This window comes from Mycolicibacter senuensis, assembly GCF_002101885.1.
Taxonomy (GTDB): domain Bacteria; phylum Actinomycetota; class Actinomycetes; order Mycobacteriales; family Mycobacteriaceae; genus Mycobacterium; species Mycobacterium senuense.
This window is the reverse complement of sequence record NZ_LQPS01000046.1, coordinates 58,018-77,998: the sequence shown is the minus strand read 5'-3', so window position 1 is coordinate 77,998 and position 19,981 is coordinate 58,018. Positions and strand designations below refer to the sequence as shown.

At 67.2% G+C, this 19,981-nt stretch carries 19 protein-coding genes; 10 read left to right on the top strand and 9 right to left on the bottom strand.

Annotated features, from left to right (window positions below; genetic code table 11):
- The first annotated feature begins 160 nt into the window (after positions 1-160).
- The 3 genes from AWC24_RS17930 to mig are packed head-to-tail and all read left to right on the top strand — an operon-like array spanning position 161 to position 3,428.
- Positions 161-1,177, top strand: a complete 1,017-nt coding sequence (locus AWC24_RS17930) for an aromatic ring-hydroxylating oxygenase subunit alpha (protein ID WP_085087389.1) — start codon at positions 161-163, stop codon at positions 1,175-1,177.
- The gene (locus AWC24_RS17925) at positions 1,174-1,791 is read left to right on the top strand and encodes a cysteine hydrolase family protein (RefSeq protein ID WP_085087386.1); all 618 of its coding nucleotides are present in this window, start codon (positions 1,174-1,176) and stop codon (positions 1,789-1,791) included. The genes AWC24_RS17930 and AWC24_RS17925 overlap by 4 nt, the downstream gene beginning before the upstream one ends.
- A complete protein-coding gene (gene mig, locus AWC24_RS17920) occupies positions 1,779-3,428 on the top strand; it encodes a medium-chain acyl-CoA ligase Mig (RefSeq protein ID WP_085087383.1) in 1,650 nt (549 codons plus the stop codon). The genes AWC24_RS17925 and mig overlap by 13 nt, the downstream gene beginning before the upstream one ends.
- A gap of 2 nt (positions 3,429-3,430) precedes the next feature.
- Here the strand turns inward: mig and AWC24_RS17915 are convergent, their stop codons facing one another.
- Entirely contained in the window at positions 3,431-4,879 is a 1,449-nt protein-coding gene (locus AWC24_RS17915; RefSeq protein ID WP_234807416.1) for a coniferyl aldehyde dehydrogenase, read from the bottom strand.
- Positions 4,880-4,899: 20 nt separating this feature from the next.
- Positions 4,900-5,709, bottom strand: coding sequence for an NAD(P)-dependent oxidoreductase (locus AWC24_RS17910; RefSeq protein ID WP_085087375.1), 810 nt, complete (start codon positions 5,707-5,709; stop codon positions 4,900-4,902).
- Between the two features lie 149 nt (positions 5,710-5,858).
- Here AWC24_RS17910 and AWC24_RS17905 point away from each other — a divergent pair, with 149 nt between their 5' ends.
- The 3 genes from AWC24_RS17905 to AWC24_RS17895 all read left to right on the top strand — a co-directional run bounded on the left by AWC24_RS17905 (position 5,859) and on the right by AWC24_RS17895 (position 9,229).
- Positions 5,859-6,644, top strand: a complete 786-nt coding sequence (locus AWC24_RS17905) for an SDR family oxidoreductase (RefSeq protein WP_085087372.1) — start codon at positions 5,859-5,861, stop codon at positions 6,642-6,644.
- A gap of 18 nt (positions 6,645-6,662) precedes the next feature.
- Entirely contained in the window at positions 6,663-7,943 is a 1,281-nt protein-coding gene (locus AWC24_RS17900) for a cytochrome P450 (protein WP_085087369.1), read from the top strand.
- A gap of 74 nt (positions 7,944-8,017) precedes the next feature.
- Positions 8,018-9,229, top strand: coding sequence for a cytochrome P450 (locus AWC24_RS17895; RefSeq protein WP_085087366.1), 1,212 nt, complete (start codon positions 8,018-8,020; stop codon positions 9,227-9,229).
- An 84-nt stretch (positions 9,230-9,313) separates the two neighbouring features.
- On the opposite strand, the gene AWC24_RS17890 is transcribed toward AWC24_RS17895, so the two are convergent.
- Positions 9,314-10,870: an aldehyde dehydrogenase family protein gene (locus AWC24_RS17890; RefSeq protein WP_085087363.1), complete on the bottom strand. Its 1,557-nt coding sequence runs from the start codon at positions 10,868-10,870 to the stop codon at positions 9,314-9,316.
- 57 nt (positions 10,871-10,927) lie between these two features.
- Here AWC24_RS17890 and AWC24_RS17885 point away from each other — a divergent pair, with 57 nt between their 5' ends.
- Positions 10,928-12,142, top strand: coding sequence for a CaiB/BaiF CoA transferase family protein (locus tag AWC24_RS17885; RefSeq protein WP_085087442.1), 1,215 nt, complete (start codon positions 10,928-10,930; stop codon positions 12,140-12,142).
- Here AWC24_RS17885 and AWC24_RS17880 read toward each other — a convergent pair.
- Positions 12,139-12,948: a thioesterase family protein gene (locus tag AWC24_RS17880; protein WP_085087360.1), complete on the bottom strand. Its 810-nt coding sequence runs from the start codon at positions 12,946-12,948 to the stop codon at positions 12,139-12,141. The two genes, AWC24_RS17885 and AWC24_RS17880, sit on opposite strands and share 4 nt — an antisense overlap.
- Positions 12,945-13,964: an NAD-dependent epimerase/dehydratase family protein gene (locus AWC24_RS17875; protein WP_085087357.1), complete on the bottom strand. Its 1,020-nt coding sequence runs from the start codon at positions 13,962-13,964 to the stop codon at positions 12,945-12,947. The genes AWC24_RS17880 and AWC24_RS17875 overlap by 4 nt, the downstream gene beginning before the upstream one ends.
- 108 nt (positions 13,965-14,072) lie before the next feature.
- Here AWC24_RS17875 and AWC24_RS17870 point away from each other — a divergent pair, with 108 nt between their 5' ends.
- The 3 genes from AWC24_RS17870 to AWC24_RS17860 are packed head-to-tail and all read left to right on the top strand — an operon-like array spanning position 14,073 to position 16,886.
- A complete protein-coding gene (locus AWC24_RS17870) occupies positions 14,073-14,498 on the top strand; it encodes a Zn-ribbon domain-containing OB-fold protein (RefSeq protein ID WP_085087354.1) in 426 nt (141 codons plus the stop codon).
- Positions 14,495-15,640 carry a thiolase family protein gene (locus tag AWC24_RS17865; protein ID WP_085087352.1) on the top strand — a complete coding sequence of 382 codons (1,146 nt, stop codon included), beginning with the start codon at positions 14,495-14,497 and terminating at the stop codon, positions 15,638-15,640. Before AWC24_RS17870 ends, AWC24_RS17865 begins: the two co-directional genes overlap by 4 nt.
- 16 nt (positions 15,641-15,656) lie before the next feature.
- Positions 15,657-16,886, top strand: coding sequence for an amidohydrolase family protein (locus AWC24_RS17860; RefSeq protein WP_085087348.1), 1,230 nt, complete (start codon positions 15,657-15,659; stop codon positions 16,884-16,886).
- 72 nt (positions 16,887-16,958) lie between these two features.
- Here AWC24_RS17860 and AWC24_RS17855 read toward each other — a convergent pair whose 3' ends face one another.
- From AWC24_RS17855 to AWC24_RS17840, 4 genes are all read right to left on the bottom strand, one after another.
- Complete coding sequence (locus AWC24_RS17855) at positions 16,959-17,732, bottom strand: SDR family NAD(P)-dependent oxidoreductase (protein ID WP_085087439.1); 774 nt, start codon at positions 17,730-17,732, stop codon at positions 16,959-16,961.
- 106 nt (positions 17,733-17,838) lie between these two features.
- Positions 17,839-18,327, bottom strand: a complete 489-nt coding sequence (locus tag AWC24_RS17850) for a nuclear transport factor 2 family protein (protein WP_085087344.1) — start codon at positions 18,325-18,327, stop codon at positions 17,839-17,841.
- Positions 18,320-18,742, bottom strand: coding sequence for a Zn-ribbon domain-containing OB-fold protein (locus AWC24_RS17845; RefSeq protein ID WP_085087341.1), 423 nt, complete (start codon positions 18,740-18,742; stop codon positions 18,320-18,322). The genes AWC24_RS17850 and AWC24_RS17845 overlap by 8 nt, the downstream gene beginning before the upstream one ends.
- Positions 18,743-18,748: 6 nt before the next feature.
- On the bottom strand, positions 18,749-19,957 hold the full coding sequence (locus tag AWC24_RS17840; protein WP_085087338.1) for a thiolase family protein: 1,209 nt from the start codon (positions 19,955-19,957) through the stop codon (positions 18,749-18,751).
- Positions 19,958-19,981: the final 24 nt, after the last annotated feature.

Genomic DNA, 19,981 nt, shown 5'->3' with positions numbered 1-19,981 from the left:
GGTTTCCGGACCGGAACTGCCGAATTCTTCTAAACCGAGCGCGAGAAGCCCTGACGCAGATCGGGCGATCGAAGCCCTGCCGACGATGACGTGGTTCCGCTACCGATAGGTTTACGGTACGGTACTCCGTATAAAGTCTGGACTGCTGGGAGGACACCCGATGAAAGTTCCGTTTACCTGGAAAGTCACCGGTTGGTTCATGGTCGGCTGGTCACCCGAATTCGAGGTCGGCAAGACCCGTGCGCTGCACTACTTCGGCGAGGACATGGTCGCCTACCGGGGCGAGTCCGGCGAGCTGCACGTGATGGAGGCGCACTGCAAACACCTCGGCGCCCACCTCGGCCACGGCGGCAAGGTGGTCGCCGACCGGGTCGAGTGCCCGTTCCACGGCTGGCAGTGGGGGCCCGACGGGTGCAACAAATTCATCCCGTATCAGCCGGACCGGCCCAACAAGGCGCTGCGTCTTGGCGTTTACCCGGTCATGGAGCAGCACGGCTGCGTCTTCCTGTGGCACCACCCCGACGGCCTCGAGCCGCAGTGGGAGATGCCGGACATCTTCGGCAAGTTCCCCCAGTTCACCGCCGGCCCCCAGGACTACTACCGGGCCTACCCGGAGTTCTCCCGGCGCCTGGAGGGCGAGCCGGTTCATCCGCAGATCGTCGCCGAAAACGCCGCTGACAGCTCACATTTCCAGTATGTGCACCACGCCACCGTGACGCCCAGGGTGCTGGAGTGGCAGATGGCCGACCGGGAATGGCACTTCATCGCCGGCTTTCCCGACGTCAACAGCGACGACCCCGATCAGATGGCGCTGCGGTTCCACTCGCATCTGTTCGGCCTCGGCGGAGCGATCAGCATTTTCGAAGGGGTCCAGCAGCACCGGCTGATCTTCACCTGTACACCGGTCGACGAGGGCCGCTCGGATCTGTTCTATTCGATCTGGTGGCCGCGGATACCCGGCGACGACTCGCAAGCCCCGCCGGATGACATCCGTGAGCGCGTCGAGAAGCAGTTCTTGACCACCGTCGAAGACGATCTGGGCATCTGGCGCTACCAGCGCTACATCGAGCGCCCGGCGCTGGCCAAGGCGGATGCGAAACCGTTTATGACGCTGCGGAAGTGGGCGACCCAGTTCTACGATGTGGCACCGGAATCCGTGGATGCCGCTTTGACATGACCGGCACGCTGGCGGATCTGGTAGCACCCGGGCACACCGCGCTGGTCACCCAGGAACTTCAGGGCGCGGTCGTCGGCCCCGACGCCGGCCTGCCGGTACTCGCCGAGGAGGCGCGCCGCGAAGCGTGTCCGAACATCGCCCGGCTGCTGCCGGCGGCTCGGGCCGCCCGGGTGCCGGTGGTGCACTGCCTGGTGCACCGGCGGCCGGACGGTCGTGGCTCCAACCACAACGCGCGCCTGTTCGCCGCCGGCCGCGACGCTGTCAGCATCGATCCGGGCAGCCCCGGTGCCACACTGCTGTCCGAGTTCGGTCCGGAGCCAACGGATCTGGTGCTGAGCCGCTGCCACGGGGTGGGGCCGATGGGCGGGACCGACCTGGATGCGGTACTGCGCAACCTGGGGGTGACGACGATCGTGGTGGCCGGGGTCTCGTTGAATGTGGCCATCCCGAACCTGGTGATGGACGCGGTCAACGCCGCCTATCGGGTGGTGCTGCCCCGCGATGCGGTGGCCGGTGTTCCCGCCGAGTACGGGGCTGCGATGATCAAGAACACGCTGTCGCTGCTGGCGACGATCACCACCACCGAGGAGCTGATACACACGTGGCGACCTTGACCCAATTCACCGTTCCAGCCGTCCTGGACGCGGTGGCCGAGGCCATTCCCGACCGCGACCTGGTGATCCAGGGCGATCGGCGGTTCAGCTACGCACAGATAGTCGAGCGATCCAACCGCTTGGCGTCCTATCTGCACTCGCGCGGGCTGGGCTGCCACACGCCGCGATCAGACCTGCTCGGACACGAGACCGGCCAGGACCTGCTTGGGATCTACGCCTACAACGGCAACGAGTTCATCGAGACCCTGCTGGGCAGCTTCCGTGCCAGGGTGGCGCCGTTCAACGTCAACTACCGCTACGTGCGCAACGAATTGGCTTACCTACTGGCTGATTCCGGCGCCACCGCACTGGTGTATCACGCCGCGTTCGCCCCGACCCTGGCCGAGGTGCTCCCAGATCTGCCCCAGCTGCGGGTGCTGATCCAGATCGCCGACGACTCCGGCAACGCCCTGCTCGACGGCGCCGTGGATTACGAGACGGTGCTGGCCGACAGCTCGCCGCAACCGCCGCCGGTGCAGCCCTGCGCCGACGACCTGTACGTGCTCTACACCGGTGGCACCACCGGGATGCCCAAGGGCGTGCTGTGGCGACAGCACGACATTTTCATGGGCTCGTTCGGCGGCCGCAACTTGATGACGGCCGAAGAGGTCAGCTCCATCGACGACATCGTGGGGCCGGCTCGCGAGAACCCCGGCATCAAGCTGATGATCCTGCCGCCGCTGATCCACGGCGCCGCGCAGTGGGCGGTGATGACGGCCATCAACACCGGCCAGACCCTGGTCTTCCCGTCGGTGGTCGACCATTTCGACGCCGACGACGTGGTGCGCACCATCGAGCGGGAGAAGGTGCTGTCGGTGACCGTGGTCGGTGACGCGATGGCCCGGCCGCTGATCGCGGCGATCCAGCGGGGCGAAGCCGACGTGTCGTCGCTGATGGTGGTGGCCAACGGCGGCGCGCTGTTGACCCCGTACGTCAAGCAGCAGATCGTCGAGGCACTGCCGGGGGCGATGGTCATCGACGGGGTCGGCTCCTCGGAGACCGGCGCCCAGATGCGCCATATGTCGACATCGGGCGCAGTCTCGACCGGTACCTTCGGCGCCGGGCCGGACACCTGCGTGGTGACCGAAGATCTGTCCGCCGTACTGGAACCCGGCCACGACGGCCTGGGCTGGCTCGGGCAGCGCGGCTATGTGCCGTTGGGCTACAAGGGTGATGCCGCCAAGACTGCGGCGACGTTCCCGGTGATCGACGGGGTGCGTTACGCCGTTCCCGGTGACCGGGCACGGCATCTGCCCGACGGCTCGGTCGAGCTGCTGGGCCGCGATTCGGTGACGATCAACTCCGGCGGGGAGAAGATCTTCGCCGAGGAGGTCGAGACCGCGATCGCCTCACATCCGGCGGTGGTCGACGTGGTGGTGGCCGGCCGGCCCAGCGAACGCTGGGGGCAGGAGGTGGTGGCCGTGGTCGCCCTCGCCGACGGCGCCTCCGCTACCGACACCGAGCTGATCGAGCACGCCGGCGGTTCGCTGGCCCGCTACAAGCTGCCCAAGGCCATCGTCTTCCGCTCGGAGATCGTGCGCAGCCCGGCCGGCAAAGCCGACTATCGGTGGGCGCGCGAGCAAGCCGAGCAGGGTTAGAGTTAGCCGCGCTTGGCCAGCCGCCGCTGAGTCCGGTTACGCGCCCGGCGCAACATCATGTCGGCATAGAACCGCATCCCCGGTTTGAACGGCGGCGCGGCGGATCCGGTCAGGCTGAAGGGCAGATCGGAGCCGACGACGGTGCGGTAGTGGCTGAAGGCGTCGAAGCCGGCCTTGCCGTGGTAGGCGCCCATCCCGCTGCGCCCCACGCCCCCGAAGGGAGCATCGGAGGGAATCATCTGTGCGGCGAAATCATTGCGGGCCACGCCCCCACTTCGGGTGCGCCGCACGAAATCCCGGAAGCCGTCGTCGTCGGGGCCGTACCAATAGGCGACCAGCGGGGCCGGACGCGCATTGATCTCATCGATCGCCTCATCGACGGTGCCGTATCCCTGCACCATCAACACCGGGCCAAAAATCTCCTCCTCGGCGATGCGCATCGTGTCATCGACATCACGCACGATGGTGGGGGCGATCTTGCGGGAGGCGCGATCCGGCAGCGCCTCCCCGTCCGGCGCGATGGTCTCCACCCTGGCACCGCGTTCGCGTGCGTCGTCGATCAGGCCCAGCACCCGGTCGTAGTTGGCCTCGTTGACAGCTGAGCAGTAGTCGCCGTTGGCCAGGATCGTCGGGAACATCTCCCGCAGCGTCTGCCGGGCGACATCGACGAATGCGTCAATCTTGTTCTCCGGCACCAGCACATAGTCCGGGCAGACGCAGACCTGGCCGCCGTTGACCATGCGCGCCGAGGCGATGCGGGCCGCCGATCGACTGAGGTCGGCGCCGGGGGCCACCACGACGGGGTTCTTGCCGCCCAACTCCAAGGTCACCGGGACCAGGTTGTCCGCCGCGGCGCGCTGCACCAGCGCACCCACCGACGGCGATCCGGTGAAGAACAGGTGGTCGAACGGCAGGCCCGCGAACGCGGCCGCGACGTCTGCACCACCGGTGACGACGGCAAGTTCGTCGGCCGGGAAGTATCTCGGCGCCAGCTCCTTCATCAGCTCTGCTGTACGCGAGGTGATTTCGGACATCTTGAGCATCACCCGGTTGCCCGCCGCGAACGCCGCCGCCGCCGGCAGCACCACCAGCTGCAGCGGGAAATTCCACGGGCCGATGACCCCGACCACGCCGAGCGGGCTGGGCTGCACCTCGGCCCGCAGTCCGGCCAACCGGGCGGCGCGCATCAGCTTTCCGGCTCGCATCCATTGCTTGACATGGGATCTGGTGTGCTCGATCACCGGGATCATGCCGATCAGCTCGGTCGACAGCGACGCCGACCGCGACCGGGTCCCGAAATCCGCGGCCATCGCGTCGACGAAGGCGTCGGTGTTATCGAGTACCAGGGCCAGCAGCCGGTCGATGCGATTGTGCCGGACGGCCACATCGGGCGGCCCGTCGGCGACGAACGACTGCCGCTGCGTCTCCAGCAGGTTCTGCAGGTCGGCGATGTCGCCGGCCGCCGGCTCGGTCACGACAGATCCAGTGGCCCGGTTTCGGCCACGGTGCGCAGCTGCCCCAGCTCGACACCGCGGTCGGCGGCGGCCTCGATGCACGCTGCCACGTCTTTGCGCATAAAGGGCGCGACGACTTTACCGAAGCTCGCCACGCCCCCGGCCGACTGCACGTATCCGGCGGCGCGGCTGCCGCCGCTGCAGTGCTCCAGCGCCGAGAACAGGCTGGTTTCGGACACCCCGAGGTTCTTCGCCAATTCGACGGCGGCCGCGACGAGTTGCGCGTTGGAGGCGAACAGCACGTTGTTGATCAGTTTGAGGTTGAGCGCGGTGCCCAGGCCTCCGGTGGTGATGATCGGGTCGGCGTAGGCGGCCAGCACCGGCCGGGCACGAGCCACCGCCTCCTCGGGACCACCGAGCAGCACCGTCAGCTTTCCGGCGGCGATGTCGTGCGCACCGCCGCTGACCGGTGCGTCCACCAACACCGGCCCAGCCGGGAACTGCTCCAGCAGGTCGGTCAGGGTGCTCACCGTTCCGGTGGTGTGCGAGACCACCACGGTGCCGGGCTTGGCATTGGCCAGCAGCCCGTCGGGACCGGTGGCGATCTCGAGCAGCTGGGCATCGGAGAACAGGCAGCTGATGACGAGGTCGGACTCCGCGGCGACCGCGGCAACCGATTCCACCGGGACCGCACCGGCGGCCGCGAGGCGTTCGCGCACCTCGGGCCGTCGTGCGTACACCTGCACGGAAAAGCCGGCGTCGATCAGGCGCAGCACCATCGGCTCGCCCATCTTGCCGGCCCCGATGAACCCGACGGTCTCGGCCATTCTCGGCTCCTGTTCGCGTCTTTCGCTACCCCGGACGGATGTTCAGTGGGGCTGTTCGGTGGGCCAACCGTAGCATTGTCCACCCGCGCCGAATTCGTTACAGTCAAGCTTACTGTCGTCTTTTCGGGTACACCAGAAGGCTGGTGAGGATGCTCAACGCGCAGCGCAGGGTGGTGGTCGTCGGCGCCGGATCGGGGATCGGTGCTGCCACCGCCGCGCACTTCCACCGGCGCGGCGATTTCGTGCTCGCCGTCGACGTGCGCCCGCAGCAGACCCCGGCGTCACAGCAGGCCTGCTGCGACTTACGCGATGCCGCCGCCATTGCCGAGTTCACCGGCGGGATCGGCGACGGTTGGGATCTGCTGGCCCACGTCGCCGGCGTGCCCGGAACCGCACCGGCCGCCGACGTACTCACGGTCAACTACCTCGGCATGCGCCTGATGACCGAGGGCATGCTGCCCCGGCTGCGCCGCGGCGGTGCGGTGGTCGCGGTGGCCTCGACGGCCGCCCTGGGTTGGGAGCAGCGCATCGACGTGCTCGACGGGCTGCTGGAGGCCACCGATGCCGAGTCGGTGCTGCGCTGGCAGGCCGGCCAAGACCCGGCGTTCCCGGTGTACACCACCTCCAAGCAGGCGATGATCCTGTACGCCAAACGACTGGCCGCCACCGCGCACGCCACCTATGGGGTGCGGATCAACACCGTCAGCCCGGGCCCGGTCGAAACGCCGATCCTGGCCGACTTCGAGCAGTCGATGGGCAAGGAAGTGCTCGATACCGTGCGCGACACCGTCGGCCGGCACGGCGTCGTCGACGACATCGTGCCGCTGATCGACTTCCTCGGCTCGCCGCAGGCCGGGTGGATAACCGGTCAGGACATCGCCGTCGACGGCGGCTTCATCACCTCGATCACCACCGGCACCCCCATCACCGTCTGAACCCTTCGAGAGGACACCATGACCCTGAGCTCATCGGCTGGTACACCGACCTCGCCGTACCCTTACCACCCCTTCGACATCTCAGATCCAGCGTTCTGGGGCAACGACTTTCGCACCCGGGATGAGATTTTCGCGACGCTGCGCGGCGAGCAGGGGCTGACCTGGCACCGGCCGATGCCGGCGGTCTTCCCGCACGAGGAGACCGGATACTGGGCGGCGACCCGGCACGCCGACGTCAAGTTCATCAGCCAGCACGAAGAGCTGTTCTGCTCCAGCGAAGGGGTCAGCGTCGATCCGATGCCGGCCGAGATCCAGCGCAACATGACGTTTTTCCTGGCGATGGACCCGCCGGAGCACACGCGGTATCGCAAGCTGATCAGCTCGGGATTCACCCCTCGCCAGGTCCGCCGGATCGAGGAGCAGATCAAATCCAATGCCCGCAGCATCGTCGACGATCTGCTCGCGCAGCTACGCACCGGTGAGCAGATCGACTTCGTCGCACGCTGTTCGGGCCAGCTGCCGATGCGCACCGTCTCCGACATGATCGGCATCGACCCCGCCGACCAGGAGAAGGTCGCCTACGCCGCCGAGTGCCTGTTCAGCGGCAGCGACGACGAGTACGCCTCGTTGGAGGAGCGGGCCGTGCACGTCATGACGCAGCTGGGTGTATTGGCCGGCTCCGGCGTCGAGTTGGCGCAGCGTCGTCGCGCCGAGCCGCACGATGATCTGATGACCGAACTGGTCAACGCCGAGGTCGACGGCCACCGGCTCACCGACGAGGAACTGGGCTCGTTCATGGTGTTGCTCGGCTCAGCCGGCAACGACACCACCAAGCAGACCACCACGCACGCGTTCAAGGCACTGATCGAGCACCCCGAGCAACGCGCCTGGCTGCTGGACGACTTCGACAATCGGATCGGCTCGGCGGTCGAGGAATTCGTGCGCTGGTCGACACCGGTGCTCGCCTTCGCCCGGCACGCCGTGGTGGACACCGAGGTCGCCGGAACCGCGATCAAAGCCGGCGAGAAGATCGCGCTGTTCTACTGCTCGGCCAACCGCGACGAGATGGTCTTCGACCGGCCGCACGAATTCGACATCAGCCGCGCCGCCAACCCGCACCTGGGGTTCGGCGGGGGCGGCGCCCACTACTGTCTGGGCACCCACGTCGCCCGGATGCAGTTGCGCCACCTGTTCTACGAGCTGCTGACCCGACTGCCCGAGGTCACGCTCGGCGAACCGGAGTACCTGCAGAGCACCTTCGTGCACGGCATCAAGCGGATGCCGATCAGCCTGGCCTGAGGCTGGCGCAACGGCCATGAATCATTTACTGTAAGCCATACAGTATCTGACTCTGCTCACACAGGAGGTCGGCCGTGGGAAGCCAGGTTGACGACGTCGCTGCCGCACTCGACAAGCCGGCTGACTACATCCGAAACCCCTATCCGTACTTCGAGAGCAAGCGTCGGGGTCCGGGGATCTTCCCTGGAACTGCTATGGACTACTCGAAGACCCCGCCATCGCTTCGGCCCGAAACATCGTTCGCCGCCGTCTCTTTCGATGCGGTCAACCAGGTATTCCGGGACGCGGACTCGTTCAACTCACGCATCTACGACGCCACGATCGGGCTGTTCCTCGGCCCGACGATCCTGGCGATGGAGGGCGAACCGCACCGCAAGCATCGCAACCTGGTCTCCTCGGCGTTCAAGCGGAAGTCGCTGGTGCACTGGGAGCCGGACGTGGTGCGGCCCATCTGCACCACCCTGATCGACGAGTTCATCGACGCCGGCTCGGCCGACCTGGTGGCCGGCTTCACCTTCGAGTTCCCCACCCGGGTCATCTCCAAGCTGCTGGGGCTGCCCGAAGAGGACCTGCCGTGGTTCCGTCAGCGCGCGATGGAGCTGATCAGCTACACCGTCGACTTCGAGCGGGCGTTCACCGCGTCGGCGGGGTTGAAGGACTATTTCCTGGCCGAGATGGACAAACGGAAGTCCCATCCGACCGAGGACATCATCGGCGATCTGGTCACCGCAGAGATCGACGGCGAGAAGCTCAGCGACGAGGCGATCTACTCGTTCCTGCGACTGCTGCTGCCGGCCGGGTTGGAGACCACCTACCGGGCCACCAGCAACCTGCTCTATTTGCTACTCACCCATCCCGAACAGTTCGCCGCGGTGCGGGCCGACCACGACCTGATCGGCGCCGCCATCGAAGAGGGGCTGCGCTACGAGACACCGCTGACCACCGTGCAGCGCACCGCGATCCGCGACACCGAGGTGACCGGGGTCGCGATCCCGGCTGGCGCCGTCGTCGATGTCTGCATCGGGTCGGCCAACCGCGACGAGACCCGGTGGGAGCGTTCGGAGGAGTTCGACATCTTCCGCAAATGGATTCCCCACATCACGTTCGCCGCCGGCGAGCACACCTGCATGGGGCTGCATCTGGCCCGCATGGAGATGCGCGTTGCGATGGAGTGCCTGCTGGACCGGCTCGGTGACATCACGCTGGTGACCGACGACAACCCGCACATCTACGGTCAGCCGTTCCGGTCGCCGCGCTCGCTGCCGGTGACGTTCACCGCGAAGTAGCGCCGACTGTGCGGTTTGGTACGCGCCACGCCGACGCTGGCCTCTAAACCGCACAGTCGATGACCGAACCGCGGGGCGGCTACCTCATACCCCCCGCGGTTTGCGGTAGCCGATCGTCTTGGTCTCCAGGTACTGCGAGAACCCCTCGATCCCACACTGCCGGCCCCACCCGCTGCTCTTGTAACCACCGAAGGGCGCGTCGGCGCCGTAGTACATTCCGCCGTTGACGCCGATCGCCCCGGTGCGGACCCGGCGGGCCACCGCCATGGCACGCTCCGATGATGCCGAGACCACCGCGCCGGCCAGCCCGTAGGGGCTGTCGTTGGCGATTCGCACCGCCTCGTCGTCGTCGCCGAACGGCAGGATGATCAGTACCGGACCGAACACTTCCTGCCTGGCGATGGCTGCGCTGTTGTCGACACCGACGATCACCGTGGGCTGAACGTAGTATCCGCCCGCCAGATCCTGCGGCAGGTCGGTGTATTCCCCGCCGCCGGTGGTGATCTCGGCCCCGTCGCGGCGGGCTTGCGCAATCGCGTCGAGCACCCGTTGCTTCTGCTGCGCGCTGATCAGCGGGCCCACCAGGGTCTGCGGCAGCGCGGGCTCCCCCACCGTCACCGCCGCGAACGCCGCGGTGACCGCGGTGACCACTTCGTCGAACAGCGAGGCGTGCACCAGCATCCGGGTGGTGGCCGCACATGCCTGCCCGGCATGCACGCACACCCCGATCGCGCCCGGGATCACCTTGGCCGGGTCGGCGTCGTCGAGCACGATCAGCGCCGACTTCCCGCCCAGTTCAAGGAAAGTGCGCTTCATGGTGTCGGCACTCTGGCGGGCCAGCAGCTTGCCGACGTCGGTGGATCCGGTGAACGAGATCATGTCGACCCGGGGGTCGGTGCCGAGCAGGCCGGCCACCTCGTTGGATCCGGTCGGCACCACATTGAGCACGCCGGCGGGGATGTCGGTGTGCTCGGCGACCAGGCGCCCCAGCCGGGTGGCGTTCCACGGGGTGTGCGGGTCGGGTTTGAGCACGACGGTGTTGCCTGCCGCCAGCGCCGGCCCCAGCTTGTTGAGGATCACTTCGACCGGGAAGTTGGACGGGGTGATCGCCGCCACCACCCCGGCCGGCTCCTTGATCACGGTGCGCATGTTGCGCTCTCCGAACAGTCCCCCGCCGTCGAGCGGCCGCTCCCACTCGAACTCGTCGATCAGCCGCGCCGGATAGCGCAGCGCGTCGGCTAGCGGCCAATCCAGCTGTGCCAGTTGGGTGGTCATCACCGGGCAGCCCACCTCGGCAATCAGCTCGGTGCGCAGCTCTTCCTTTTCCGCCTCCAGTGCGGACTGCAGCTGCTGAAGGCATCGCTTACGCAGTTCGCGGTCAGTGGACCAGCCGGTGTCGTCGAAGGCGCGTCGGGCCGCGTCGATGGCCCGGTCCATGTCGGCGGCATCGGCGGCCGCGGTGGCGCCCAGCACCCGCCCGGTGGCGGGGCTGATGTTGTCGAACTCCGCGCCTGAGGCCGCCCGGAGCAACTCGCCGTCGATGAGCATCCGCGGCTCGGCGGCTGTCGCGGCCCGTTCGCCGATCTCGACACTGGTGGCCCGGACCACGCCGGCTTCTTTCGGATGCCCAACCGTAACCATTACAGTAGAATACTCCAATTGGTCGGATGTCAGGAGCGTGCCGAGTTGATCAAGGTCATGGACGGCTTCCGGGTACTGGAAGTCGCGCAGTTTACGTTCGTTCCGGCGGCCGGTGCGATCCTGGCCGATTGGGGCGCCGACGTCATCAAGGTCGAGCACCCGGTGCGCGGCGACACCCAGCGCGGATTCATCCGGATGGGCGGTTTTGAACTCGACCCCGACCGGCATCCGCTGATCGAGCACCCCAACCGCGGCAAGCGCAGCGTCGGCATCGACGTCTCGACTCCCGATGGGCAACAGGTGCTCTACGAGCTCGCCGCGACCGCCGACGTGTTTTTGACCAACTACCTGCCGCGGGCACGGCAGAAGAACAAGTTCGACGTCGAACACATCCGCGCCGCGAATCCGAACATCATCTATGCCCGCGGCAGCGCCTACGGCGACAAGGGACCCGAACGCGACATCGGCGGCTTCGACGGCACCGCGTTCTGGACCCGCAGCGGGGTCGGGCACGCCCTGAGCCCCGAAGAGCTCGGCGCGCCACTGTCCCAGGGGATTCCGGCGTTCGGCGACTCGGTCGGGGGGATGAACATCGCCGGCGGTATCACCGCAGCACTGCTACACCGCGAGCGCACCGGCGAGGCAATCGAGGTCGACGTCTCGCTGCTGTCCACCGCCTGGTGGGCGGCCGGCGCCAGCGTGACCCAGGGAATGGAGACCGGCGAAGCCATGCGCGCGCTGATGCCGCAATCCGGTGGCTCACCGGCAAACCCGTTCCTGGGCAACTACACCACCTCCGACGGCGGCACCATCAACCTGTGCATCGTCAGCCCCACCGGATACATCCGGGACACCTTCGAGCACCTGGGCATTCCCGAGGCCGCCGATGACCCCCGTTTCTCCGACGTGCTGCCGCTGATGGAGAACGCCGATGCGGCCAGCGAGCTGATCGTCGCCGCGATCGGGGCCAAACCCTTCGAATACTGGCGCGGCCACCTCAAAACGATGAAGGGTCAGTGGGCGCCGTTCCAGAGCCTGGTCGACCTGGGCTCCGACGAGCAGGCGATCGCCAACGACATGATCGTCGAAGTCGACGCCGGCGACGGTGGACCGGCGTTCAAGGTGGTGCGCGGCCCGGTGCAGTTCAACCATGAGCCGCTGGAGACCACCCGCGCCCCGCAAGCCTCCGAGCACACCGAGACGGTGCTGATGGAACTGGGAATCGACTGGGACCGGATCGAGAAGCTCAAGGAGTCCGGCGCCATCGCCTAACTGGCCGGCGAGTCCTTACCCCCGTACTTGCGGGCGGCGTCGAAGTTGAAGTTCGCGATCGCGGTCGACACCCCGCTGCCGATCGGGCCGAGCGTGTCGAACAGGCTCGCGCTGCCGGTCGCCACACCGGCGTCGCTGTAGTGGGTCAGTGCCGCCAACCCGATGTAGGGGCCGACCGGCAGCCGGCTCAGGGTCAGGGTGTAGTCGGCATTGATGAACGCCAGTCCCTTGGTGCTGAAATTCGTCAGCGAGGCGGTGACGTCGACGGCCATCGCCGCCCGCACGAACGGCGTGAGCTGCTCGCCGTCGACGAGATCACGGATCTCGCGCAGCCAGGCGTATCGCGGTCCCGAGTGCTGCCACGGGAAGCGCTCGCCGTCGTCGTTGCCGTAGGCCCGGATGAACATCGGCACGGTCTCGTCGAAGTGTGCCGGTTCCTTCGGGGGCGGTGGCAGCGTGACCGCGGTGGTGAAGAAGTCACCGTCGGGTTGGGTGCCACGTCGTAGATACAGCGCCGAAGCTCGGGCGACCAGTTCGCCGTCCTGCGTCATCGCGGCGTCGATCGCACGCATCCGCGAACCCGCGCGCACCACCGATGCGGTGACCCGCAGCGGTTCTCCGGCGACCCGGCGCAAGATCTCGACGGTCAGGCGCGCCGGCTGCAGATCGTCCTCGGGGACGTGTTGCTCCACGGCGCGGGCCAGCAGCCCGCCGACCACCTGACCGCCCAGCGTCGGCCCCCATCCGCCGTGGGCGATGGGGTTGGGTACCAGGTCGTTGTCACGGCGAACCACGAACGGGATCATGTCTTGTTGCGCTCCAGGTAGAACCGCGCGGCGCTGCGGATCGCGAGCTCGGTCGGTTGCGGGTGCCAGCCCAGTTCCCGGGTGGCCTTGCTGTGGTCTGCGGGCGACGTCAACGCCATGAGTCGTGCACCCGTTGCGGTGAACGCGAAGTCACGACGCAGCAGCGCCCCCAGGGCACCGACGAGGTGCCCCGCCACGTGCAGCACCGCCATCGGAATCCCGATGCGCGGCGGCTTCGATCCGACTTCTTCGGCCGCGATGGTCAGCATCTCGCGCTGGGTCATGTACCGCTCGGAGATGATGTAGCGCTGGCCGATCCGGCCCCGCTCCGCGGCCAGCAGCATCCCCCGGGCGGCGTCGTCGATCCCGACCACCTCCGATCCCACCCCCCGGGCGTAGGCCGGCATCCGACCCTGCGCCGCGAACTGGACGAGCATGCCTTGGCGCGGCTGCCAGTCGGGCGGGCCGTAGGGGTTGGACACATTCGTGACGACCGCCGGCAGACCTCGGTCGGCCGCGTAGGACAGCACCAGCCGCTCGGCTTCCCGTCGGGAGGCGATGTAGCCCCCGCCTTGGTCGGCCCAGTTGAACGGGGTGTCCTCGTCGACTGTTTCACCGTTGCGCCCCACCGCGATGGTGCCAATCGTGCTCAGAAACACGAACCTGTCGAGCTGGGCGCTCGCGGCCACCTCCAGCACGTTGCGCAATCCCTCGACGTTGGTCCGGAACAACGGTGCGGGGTCGCGAAGTTCGGCCCTGGTGTCGACGACGCAGTAGTACACGAGGTCGCGGTCTGCCATGGCGGCGGCGACCGCGTCGGTGTCGAAGATGTCGCCGTAGCGGCGCTCCACCTCGAGTCCGTCGATCCCCTTGGTGGAGCTGGTACGGCGCAACAGCACGCGCACATCGTCGCCGCGGGCGACCAGCTGGCGGGTGACGCAGGCTCCGACGTTGCCGCTGGCACCCATGACCAGGGCCCGGCGTCGATCCGGGGTCGATCCATTGCTCGCTGTCATAGCTGGAGACCTTGTCGTGGTCGGCAGGGCGAAACCCCGCTGGTCAACTGCCGCGATCGTACATTACTGTAAGCATTACAGTTAATAGACCCGGTACCCGGAGGTCCCATGCCCAAGGCACTAGCACCCGACATCTCGACCTGGCCGGCCGAGAACCCGCAGTTGATCGCCAGCCGCTGCGGGGACTGCGACGCCACGGTGTTCCCGGCCCAGCCGCACTGCCCGAAGTGCAGCGGCGATCAGATGACCCAGGAGTTGCTGCCCCGCAACGGAACGCTGGTGGCGTGGACCACCCAGGGCTTCCCTCCCGGCCCACCGTATCTGGGCCCGACCGGTAAGGACTTCGTCCCGTTCGGCGTCGGGCTGGTGCAGCTCGGCGACGTCATCCGGGTGGAGGGACGGCTCACCGAGAACGACCCGGACAAACTGCAGTTCGGCATGCCGGTGGAGTTCACCATGGTGCCGTTCGCCACCGACGCCGACGGCGACGAGATCGTCACCTTCGCCTTCCGCCCGACGGGACAGCGCGCATGAACGACGTCGCCATCATCGGGGTCGGCTTGCACCCGTTCGGCCGCTTCGAAGGCAAGTCGGCAATGGACATGGGCGTGGACGCCATCTTCGCCGCGGTGGCCGACGCCGGGGTGGCGTGGTCGGACATCGGCGCTGCGACCGGCGGCAGCTGGACGGTGGCCAATCCGGACGCCATCGTCGGCATGGTCGGCCTGTCGGGTATTCCGTTCACCAACGTGTTCAACGCCTGCGCGACGGCAGCCAGCGCGGCCAAGGTTTGCGCGGACGGGATCCGGCTGGGCGACTACGACATCGGTGTCGCCGTCGGCCTGGACAAACACCCGCGCGGGGCGTTCACCGAGGACCCGGCGCTGGTCGGGATGCCGCGCTGGTACGCCGAGAACGGCCAGTATCTGACGACCCAGTTCTTCGGCATGAAGGCCAACCGCTACCTGCACGATCACAACATCTCGCAAGCGACGCTGGCCAAGGTCGCGGCCAAGAACTTCCGCAACGGGGCGCTGAACCCCAATGCGTTCCGGCGCAAGCCGATGTCCGAGGACGAGATCCTGGGCTCGACGATGCTGAACTATCCGCTGACCCAGTACATGTTCTGCGCGCCGGACGAGGGGGCGGCGGCGGTGGTGATGTGCCGGGCCGACATCGCGCACCGCTACACCGACAAGCCGGTGTACCTGCGCGCAGTGGAGGTCCGCACGCGGCGCTACGGGGCCTATGAGGTCAACACCACCTTCGCGCCGGTGGACGAGGACGTCGCGCCGACGGTGTACGCGGCCCACGCCGCGTTCGAAAAGGCCGGTGTGGCACCCGAAGACGTCGACGTGATCCAGTTGCAGGACACCGACGCCGGCGCGGAGATCATCCACATGGCCGAATGTGGGTTCTGCGCCGACGGCGACCAGGAGAAGCTGCTCGCCGAGGGTGCGACCGAGATCACCGGGTCGCTGCCGGTCAACACCGACGGCGGGCTGATCGCCAACGGCGAGCCGATCGGGGCCTCCGGGCTGCGCCAGCTCCACGAGCTGGTACGTCAGCTGCGCGGCGAAGCCGGTGACCGCCAGGTGCCGGGCAATCCCAAAGTGGGCTTCGCCCAGCTCTACGGCGCCCCGGGTACCGCCGCGGCAACCATTCTGACCCGCTAGTGACCGGGAGACACCCATGAGCCAGTTTCGTGACGCACCGATCTTCGATGCCGACCAGCACATGTATGAGACACCGGAGTCGCTGACCCAGCACCTGCCGGAGAAGTACTCGCGGGCAGTCCAATTCGCCCAGATCGGCCGGCAGACCCGGATCATCATCAACAACCGGGTCAGCGACTTCATCCCCAATCCGACGTTCGAGCGGGTCGCCGCGCCGGGCGCGCACGAGAACTTCTTCGCCGGGGAGAACACCGAGGGCCTGACCCTGCGCGAGATGCAGGGCCCGGCCATCGCGGCGCCCGCGGCGACCCGCAACCCCGCCGACCGGGTGAAAGAGCTGGACCGTCAGGGCGTGGTCGAGGCGCTGAACTATCCGACGCTGGCCAGCCTCGTGGAGCACTCATCCGCCGACGACCCGGAGCTGACCTTGGCGATCATTCACGCGCTGAATCAGTGGATGGTCGAGCACTGGACCTACAACTACGACGGCCGGGTGTTCTCCACGCCGATCATCAACCTCTCCGAGGTCGACGGTGCCCAGCGCGAACTCGACTACATCCTGTCGCAGGGTGCTGCGGTCGCACTCATCAAACCCGGACCGGTCAACGGCATCCACGGTTGGCGCTCCCCCGCGTTGCCGGAGTTCGACCCGTTCTGGCGTGATGTGGAGGCCGCCGGTCTGCCGATCGTGCTGCACGCCAGCTTCCCGCCGCTGGATGACTACGTCGGGAAGTGGGAGCCGCCCTACACGCAGAACTTCATGACGCAGAGCGCATTCCGCTGGATGGTGCTGGGACATCGGGAGATCGCCGACATGATCACCGCGCTGATCTGCCACGGCACCCTGACCCGCTTCCCCAAGCTGCGGATCGCCAGCGTGGAGAACGGCAGCTCCTGGATCCGGCCACTCTTCGATGACTTCGGCGACCTGTACAAGAAGATGCCGCAGAACTTCCCCGAGCATCCGCACGAGGTGTTCCGGCGCAACATCTGGGTCAGCCCGTTCTGGGAGGGCTGCATCTCCGACGTCGTCGACACTGTCGGCTGGGACAAGGTGCTGTTCGGGTCGGACTATCCGCATCCCGAGGGCCTGGCCGAGCCCAGCGGATTCTGGAAGTACGCCGAGGGCATGGATGTCCGGCGCACTTACGACTTCATGGGCGACAACGCCCGCCGGTTCATGGGGCTGCCGATCGCCAACCCGGACCCAGAGGCCGTCAGGCCGCCGGTGGCGGCGAGTGCCTAACGCACTTTGACTCTGCGGCCAGGGCTGCGACACACCGCAATTCAGCGCCCTGACTGCAGAGTCAACGCCGCGTTACTTCGGTGCGAAGCGCTGGCCGGCGTCCAGCCGGATGCACTGGCCGTTGAGCATCGGGTTCTCCACGATGGCCGCTGCCAGCTTGGCGTACTCCTCCGGGCGGCCCAGCCGCTTGGGGAACGCCGCGTCCTTGGTCAGCACCGCGGCGAACTCGTCCGGGATGCCCTGGGTGAGACCCGTGGCGAACAGGCTCGGAGCGATCGCCAGCACCCGGATGCCGACGCCGCCGAGATCGCGGGCCATCGTCAGGCACATCCCGGCGATCGCGGCCTTGGATGCGGTGTAGGCGATCTGGCCGATCTGGCCTTCGAACGCCGCGATCGACGACGTATTGATGATCACGCCGCGCTCGTCGTCGTCTGGCTCGTTGGTGCTCATGTGCCAGGCAGCCAACCGGCTCACGTTGAACGTGCCGACGACGTTGAGATCTTGGGTGGACCGGAAGGTCTCCAGATCGTGGGGCCCGTCGCGTTTGATCGTTCGCTCACCGATACCGCCGCCCGCGGTGGTCCCCCCGGCCGTGGTGACGACGATGTGCACCCCGCCCAATGCCTCGACGGCTTCGTTCAGCACGCGCTCGGTCCCGGCGAAATCGGTGACATCGGCTTCGAAGAACTGACCGCCGAGCGCGTCGGCGACATCCTTGCCCTTGGACTGCGGCCGGTCCAGGATCGCCACCTTGGCCCCGCGCTTGGCCAACAGCTCCGCTGTCGCCTTGCCGAACCCCGATGCGCCACCGACGATGATCGCGCCTTTGCCTTCGATCTCCACGAACACTCCCCTTTTCGGTTACGAGCACCCGGGACCGCTCCCGGCGCCTATACTATAGACCTTCCGGTAATAGCCTCGGGACAGTGCACGGCAGTCCCGAGTACGCTCACTTCACCAACCGCCCGGCCACCGCGCCCAGCAGCGCGCGAATTCGCGGTGACAGGTAGACGGCGAACAACCCGTTGAACACGTCCTCGCGCAGCCGGGTCAGGGTCGAGGTCTTGATCCGCCAGTCACCGTCGATCTTTTCGTAGGTCTCGGTGTAGTGCCCATAGCCGCGCAGGTTGACACCCGGGCCGAACCGGACCACGTCTTCCAGCGCCCAGACCCCGTGTGCGGTCGTCGGCGAGTCCAGTTCGATGTCAGGTGCGTGCACTTGGTGCACGGTGGCCTGGTCGCGCAGGCTGTTGCGGGTGAAGGCCACGAATTCGTCGGCGCCGCTGATGAGTTTGCCGCCCGCACGTGAGGTGTCGCTGACGAAATCGTCGGTGAACAGGGCGCGCCAAGCCGCCCAGTCCTTGGTGTCCAGATGGCGACAATAACGGGATTTGAGGCGTTTGATCGCCTCGATCTCGGTGGCCTTGGCGTCAGTCATGGTTTACCGCCGGTTCGTAGCGCAGCATCGTGACCTCACGCTCCGGGTAATCGCAGAACACCGGCCGCACCCGCATACCGACGACCAGGTCTGCGGGGTCGACGTTGACCAGCTCGGTGGAGAACCGCGGCCCTTCATCCCATTCGACGATCGCCACCAATTGCGGCACCGCGTCGGCGAAGTGGATGCCGACCGGCCGGCGAGCAACCGTGAAGGAGTACAGCGTGCCCATCCCGGAGATCTCGCGCCATTCCAGGTCGTCGGCCAGGGTGCGCGGCGCCCGGACCCTCGGATAGAACACATAGCTGTCGGTCGACGGCGAATACTGGATGACGATGCGGTGCTGCGCCAGCGCGTCCCAGAACGGTGCGGTGGTGGGCGTCTTCACCGGCATCGGGCGTTCGAAGGTGGTCATCGGTGCTCATTCCCCTTCCAGGATGAGAGCGGTCTGTTCGCTCAGAATGCCGCCGTTGCCCGAGACGAAGGCCCGGTTGCAGTCGGCAACCTGGGCGGCACCGGCCCGGCCCATGATCTGGCGAGTCGCGTCACAGACGTGGTGCATGCCACCGGCCAGGCCGGCCTGGCCGAATCCGAGTTGGCCACCGGCGGTGTTGAGCGGGAAGTCACCGCGGAAGGTCAGGTCGTGGTCGGTGATGAACTGCATGCCTTTGCCCTTCTCACAGAAGCCGGCGTCTTCCAGCGACAGCAGCACGGTGATCGTGTAGCAGTCGTAGATGGAGACCATGTCCATGTCCGCGCGGGTCAGATCCGTCATGGCGAAGGCGGTGTCGGCAGCCTCACGGATCGGGGTCGCCAGCAGGTCCGCAGCGTAGGTCGGGGTTTTGAACGGCACGTGTTCGCCGAAGCCCTTGACCCACACCGGGCGGTTCCGGGCTCGTTTGGCAATGTCGGCCGAGGCGATGACCACGGCGGCACCGCCGACGCAGGGCATCACGATCTCGAGCATGTGCAGCGGGTCGGCGATCACCGGGCTGGCCAGTACGTCCTCCACGGTCAGCGGTGTGTCGCGCCAGATCGCACCGTCGGTATGGTTGGCGTTGACACGCTGATCGACGACCAATTTGGCCATCGCCCGTTCGTCGTAGCCGTAGACCGCCCCGTAGCGGGTGGCCACCTGCCCGTAGGGGCCGTTCTGGCCGAGGTTGCCGTAGGGGATCTCGAACTCCGCCTGGGGAGAACCGTATTGGTTGCTCGATGAGCCGAAGAACATCGCGTCGACCAGCGGCTTGGGTTTGCGCTCCGACATCGGGGTGATGTAGCGGGCCGGCAACGCGCACAGCACCACATCGCAGATCCCCAGTTCGATTGCCGCCGCCGCCCGCCACACCATCGCAGCGGCACTGGCACCGCCCAGGTCGACGATCTCGGCGAATCGTGCCGGCACTCCCAGGTATTCGGCGATGGTGGACGGGACGAAGATCTCCGACTCGCCCAGGTGCGAGGTGACGATGCCGTTGACGAGTTCACCTGACAGCCCTGCGTCGGCAAGTGCGTCCGCGCTCAGCTCGGCCCATTGCTCGAGCGTGAACGGGGCCGGGGTGGCTTTGTTCATCCGCTCGGGTGGCAGCTCGACGTAGCCGACGATCGCGGCCTCTCCACGTAATCCCATGTGTTGTCCTCTATCTCCGATCGG

Excerpts from the sequence above, each read along its gene's own strand:
- AWC24_RS17930 (WP_085087389.1), top strand. The coding sequence starts at position 161 with ATGAAAGTTCCGTTTACCTGGAAAGTCACCGGTTGGTTCATGGTCGGC.
- AWC24_RS17925 (WP_085087386.1), top strand. The coding sequence starts at position 1,174 with ATGACCGGCACGCTGGCGGATCTGGTAGCACCCGGGCACACCGCGCTG.
- AWC24_RS17910 (WP_085087375.1), bottom strand. The coding sequence starts at position 5,709 with ATGGCCGAGACCGTCGGGTTCATCGGGGCCGGCAAGATGGGCGAGCCG.
- AWC24_RS17905 (WP_085087372.1), top strand. The coding sequence starts at position 5,859 with ATGCTCAACGCGCAGCGCAGGGTGGTGGTCGTCGGCGCCGGATCGGGG.
- AWC24_RS17900 (WP_085087369.1), top strand. The coding sequence starts at position 6,663 with ATGACCCTGAGCTCATCGGCTGGTACACCGACCTCGCCGTACCCTTAC.
- AWC24_RS17890 (WP_085087363.1), bottom strand. The coding sequence starts at position 10,870 with ATGGTTACGGTTGGGCATCCGAAAGAAGCCGGCGTGGTCCGGGCCACC.
- AWC24_RS17885 (WP_085087442.1), top strand. The coding sequence starts at position 10,928 with ATGGACGGCTTCCGGGTACTGGAAGTCGCGCAGTTTACGTTCGTTCCG.
- AWC24_RS17880 (WP_085087360.1), bottom strand. The coding sequence starts at position 12,948 with ATGATCCCGTTCGTGGTTCGCCGTGACAACGACCTGGTACCCAACCCC.
- AWC24_RS17875 (WP_085087357.1), bottom strand. The coding sequence starts at position 13,964 with ATGACAGCGAGCAATGGATCGACCCCGGATCGACGCCGGGCCCTGGTC.
- AWC24_RS17870 (WP_085087354.1), top strand. The coding sequence starts at position 14,073 with ATGCCCAAGGCACTAGCACCCGACATCTCGACCTGGCCGGCCGAGAAC.
- AWC24_RS17865 (WP_085087352.1), top strand. The coding sequence starts at position 14,495 with ATGAACGACGTCGCCATCATCGGGGTCGGCTTGCACCCGTTCGGCCGC.
- AWC24_RS17860 (WP_085087348.1), top strand. The coding sequence starts at position 15,657 with ATGAGCCAGTTTCGTGACGCACCGATCTTCGATGCCGACCAGCACATG.
- AWC24_RS17850 (WP_085087344.1), bottom strand. The coding sequence starts at position 18,327 with ATGACTGACGCCAAGGCCACCGAGATCGAGGCGATCAAACGCCTCAAA.
- AWC24_RS17845 (WP_085087341.1), bottom strand. The coding sequence starts at position 18,742 with ATGACCACCTTCGAACGCCCGATGCCGGTGAAGACGCCCACCACCGCA.
- AWC24_RS17840 (WP_085087338.1), bottom strand. The coding sequence starts at position 19,957 with ATGGGATTACGTGGAGAGGCCGCGATCGTCGGCTACGTCGAGCTGCCA.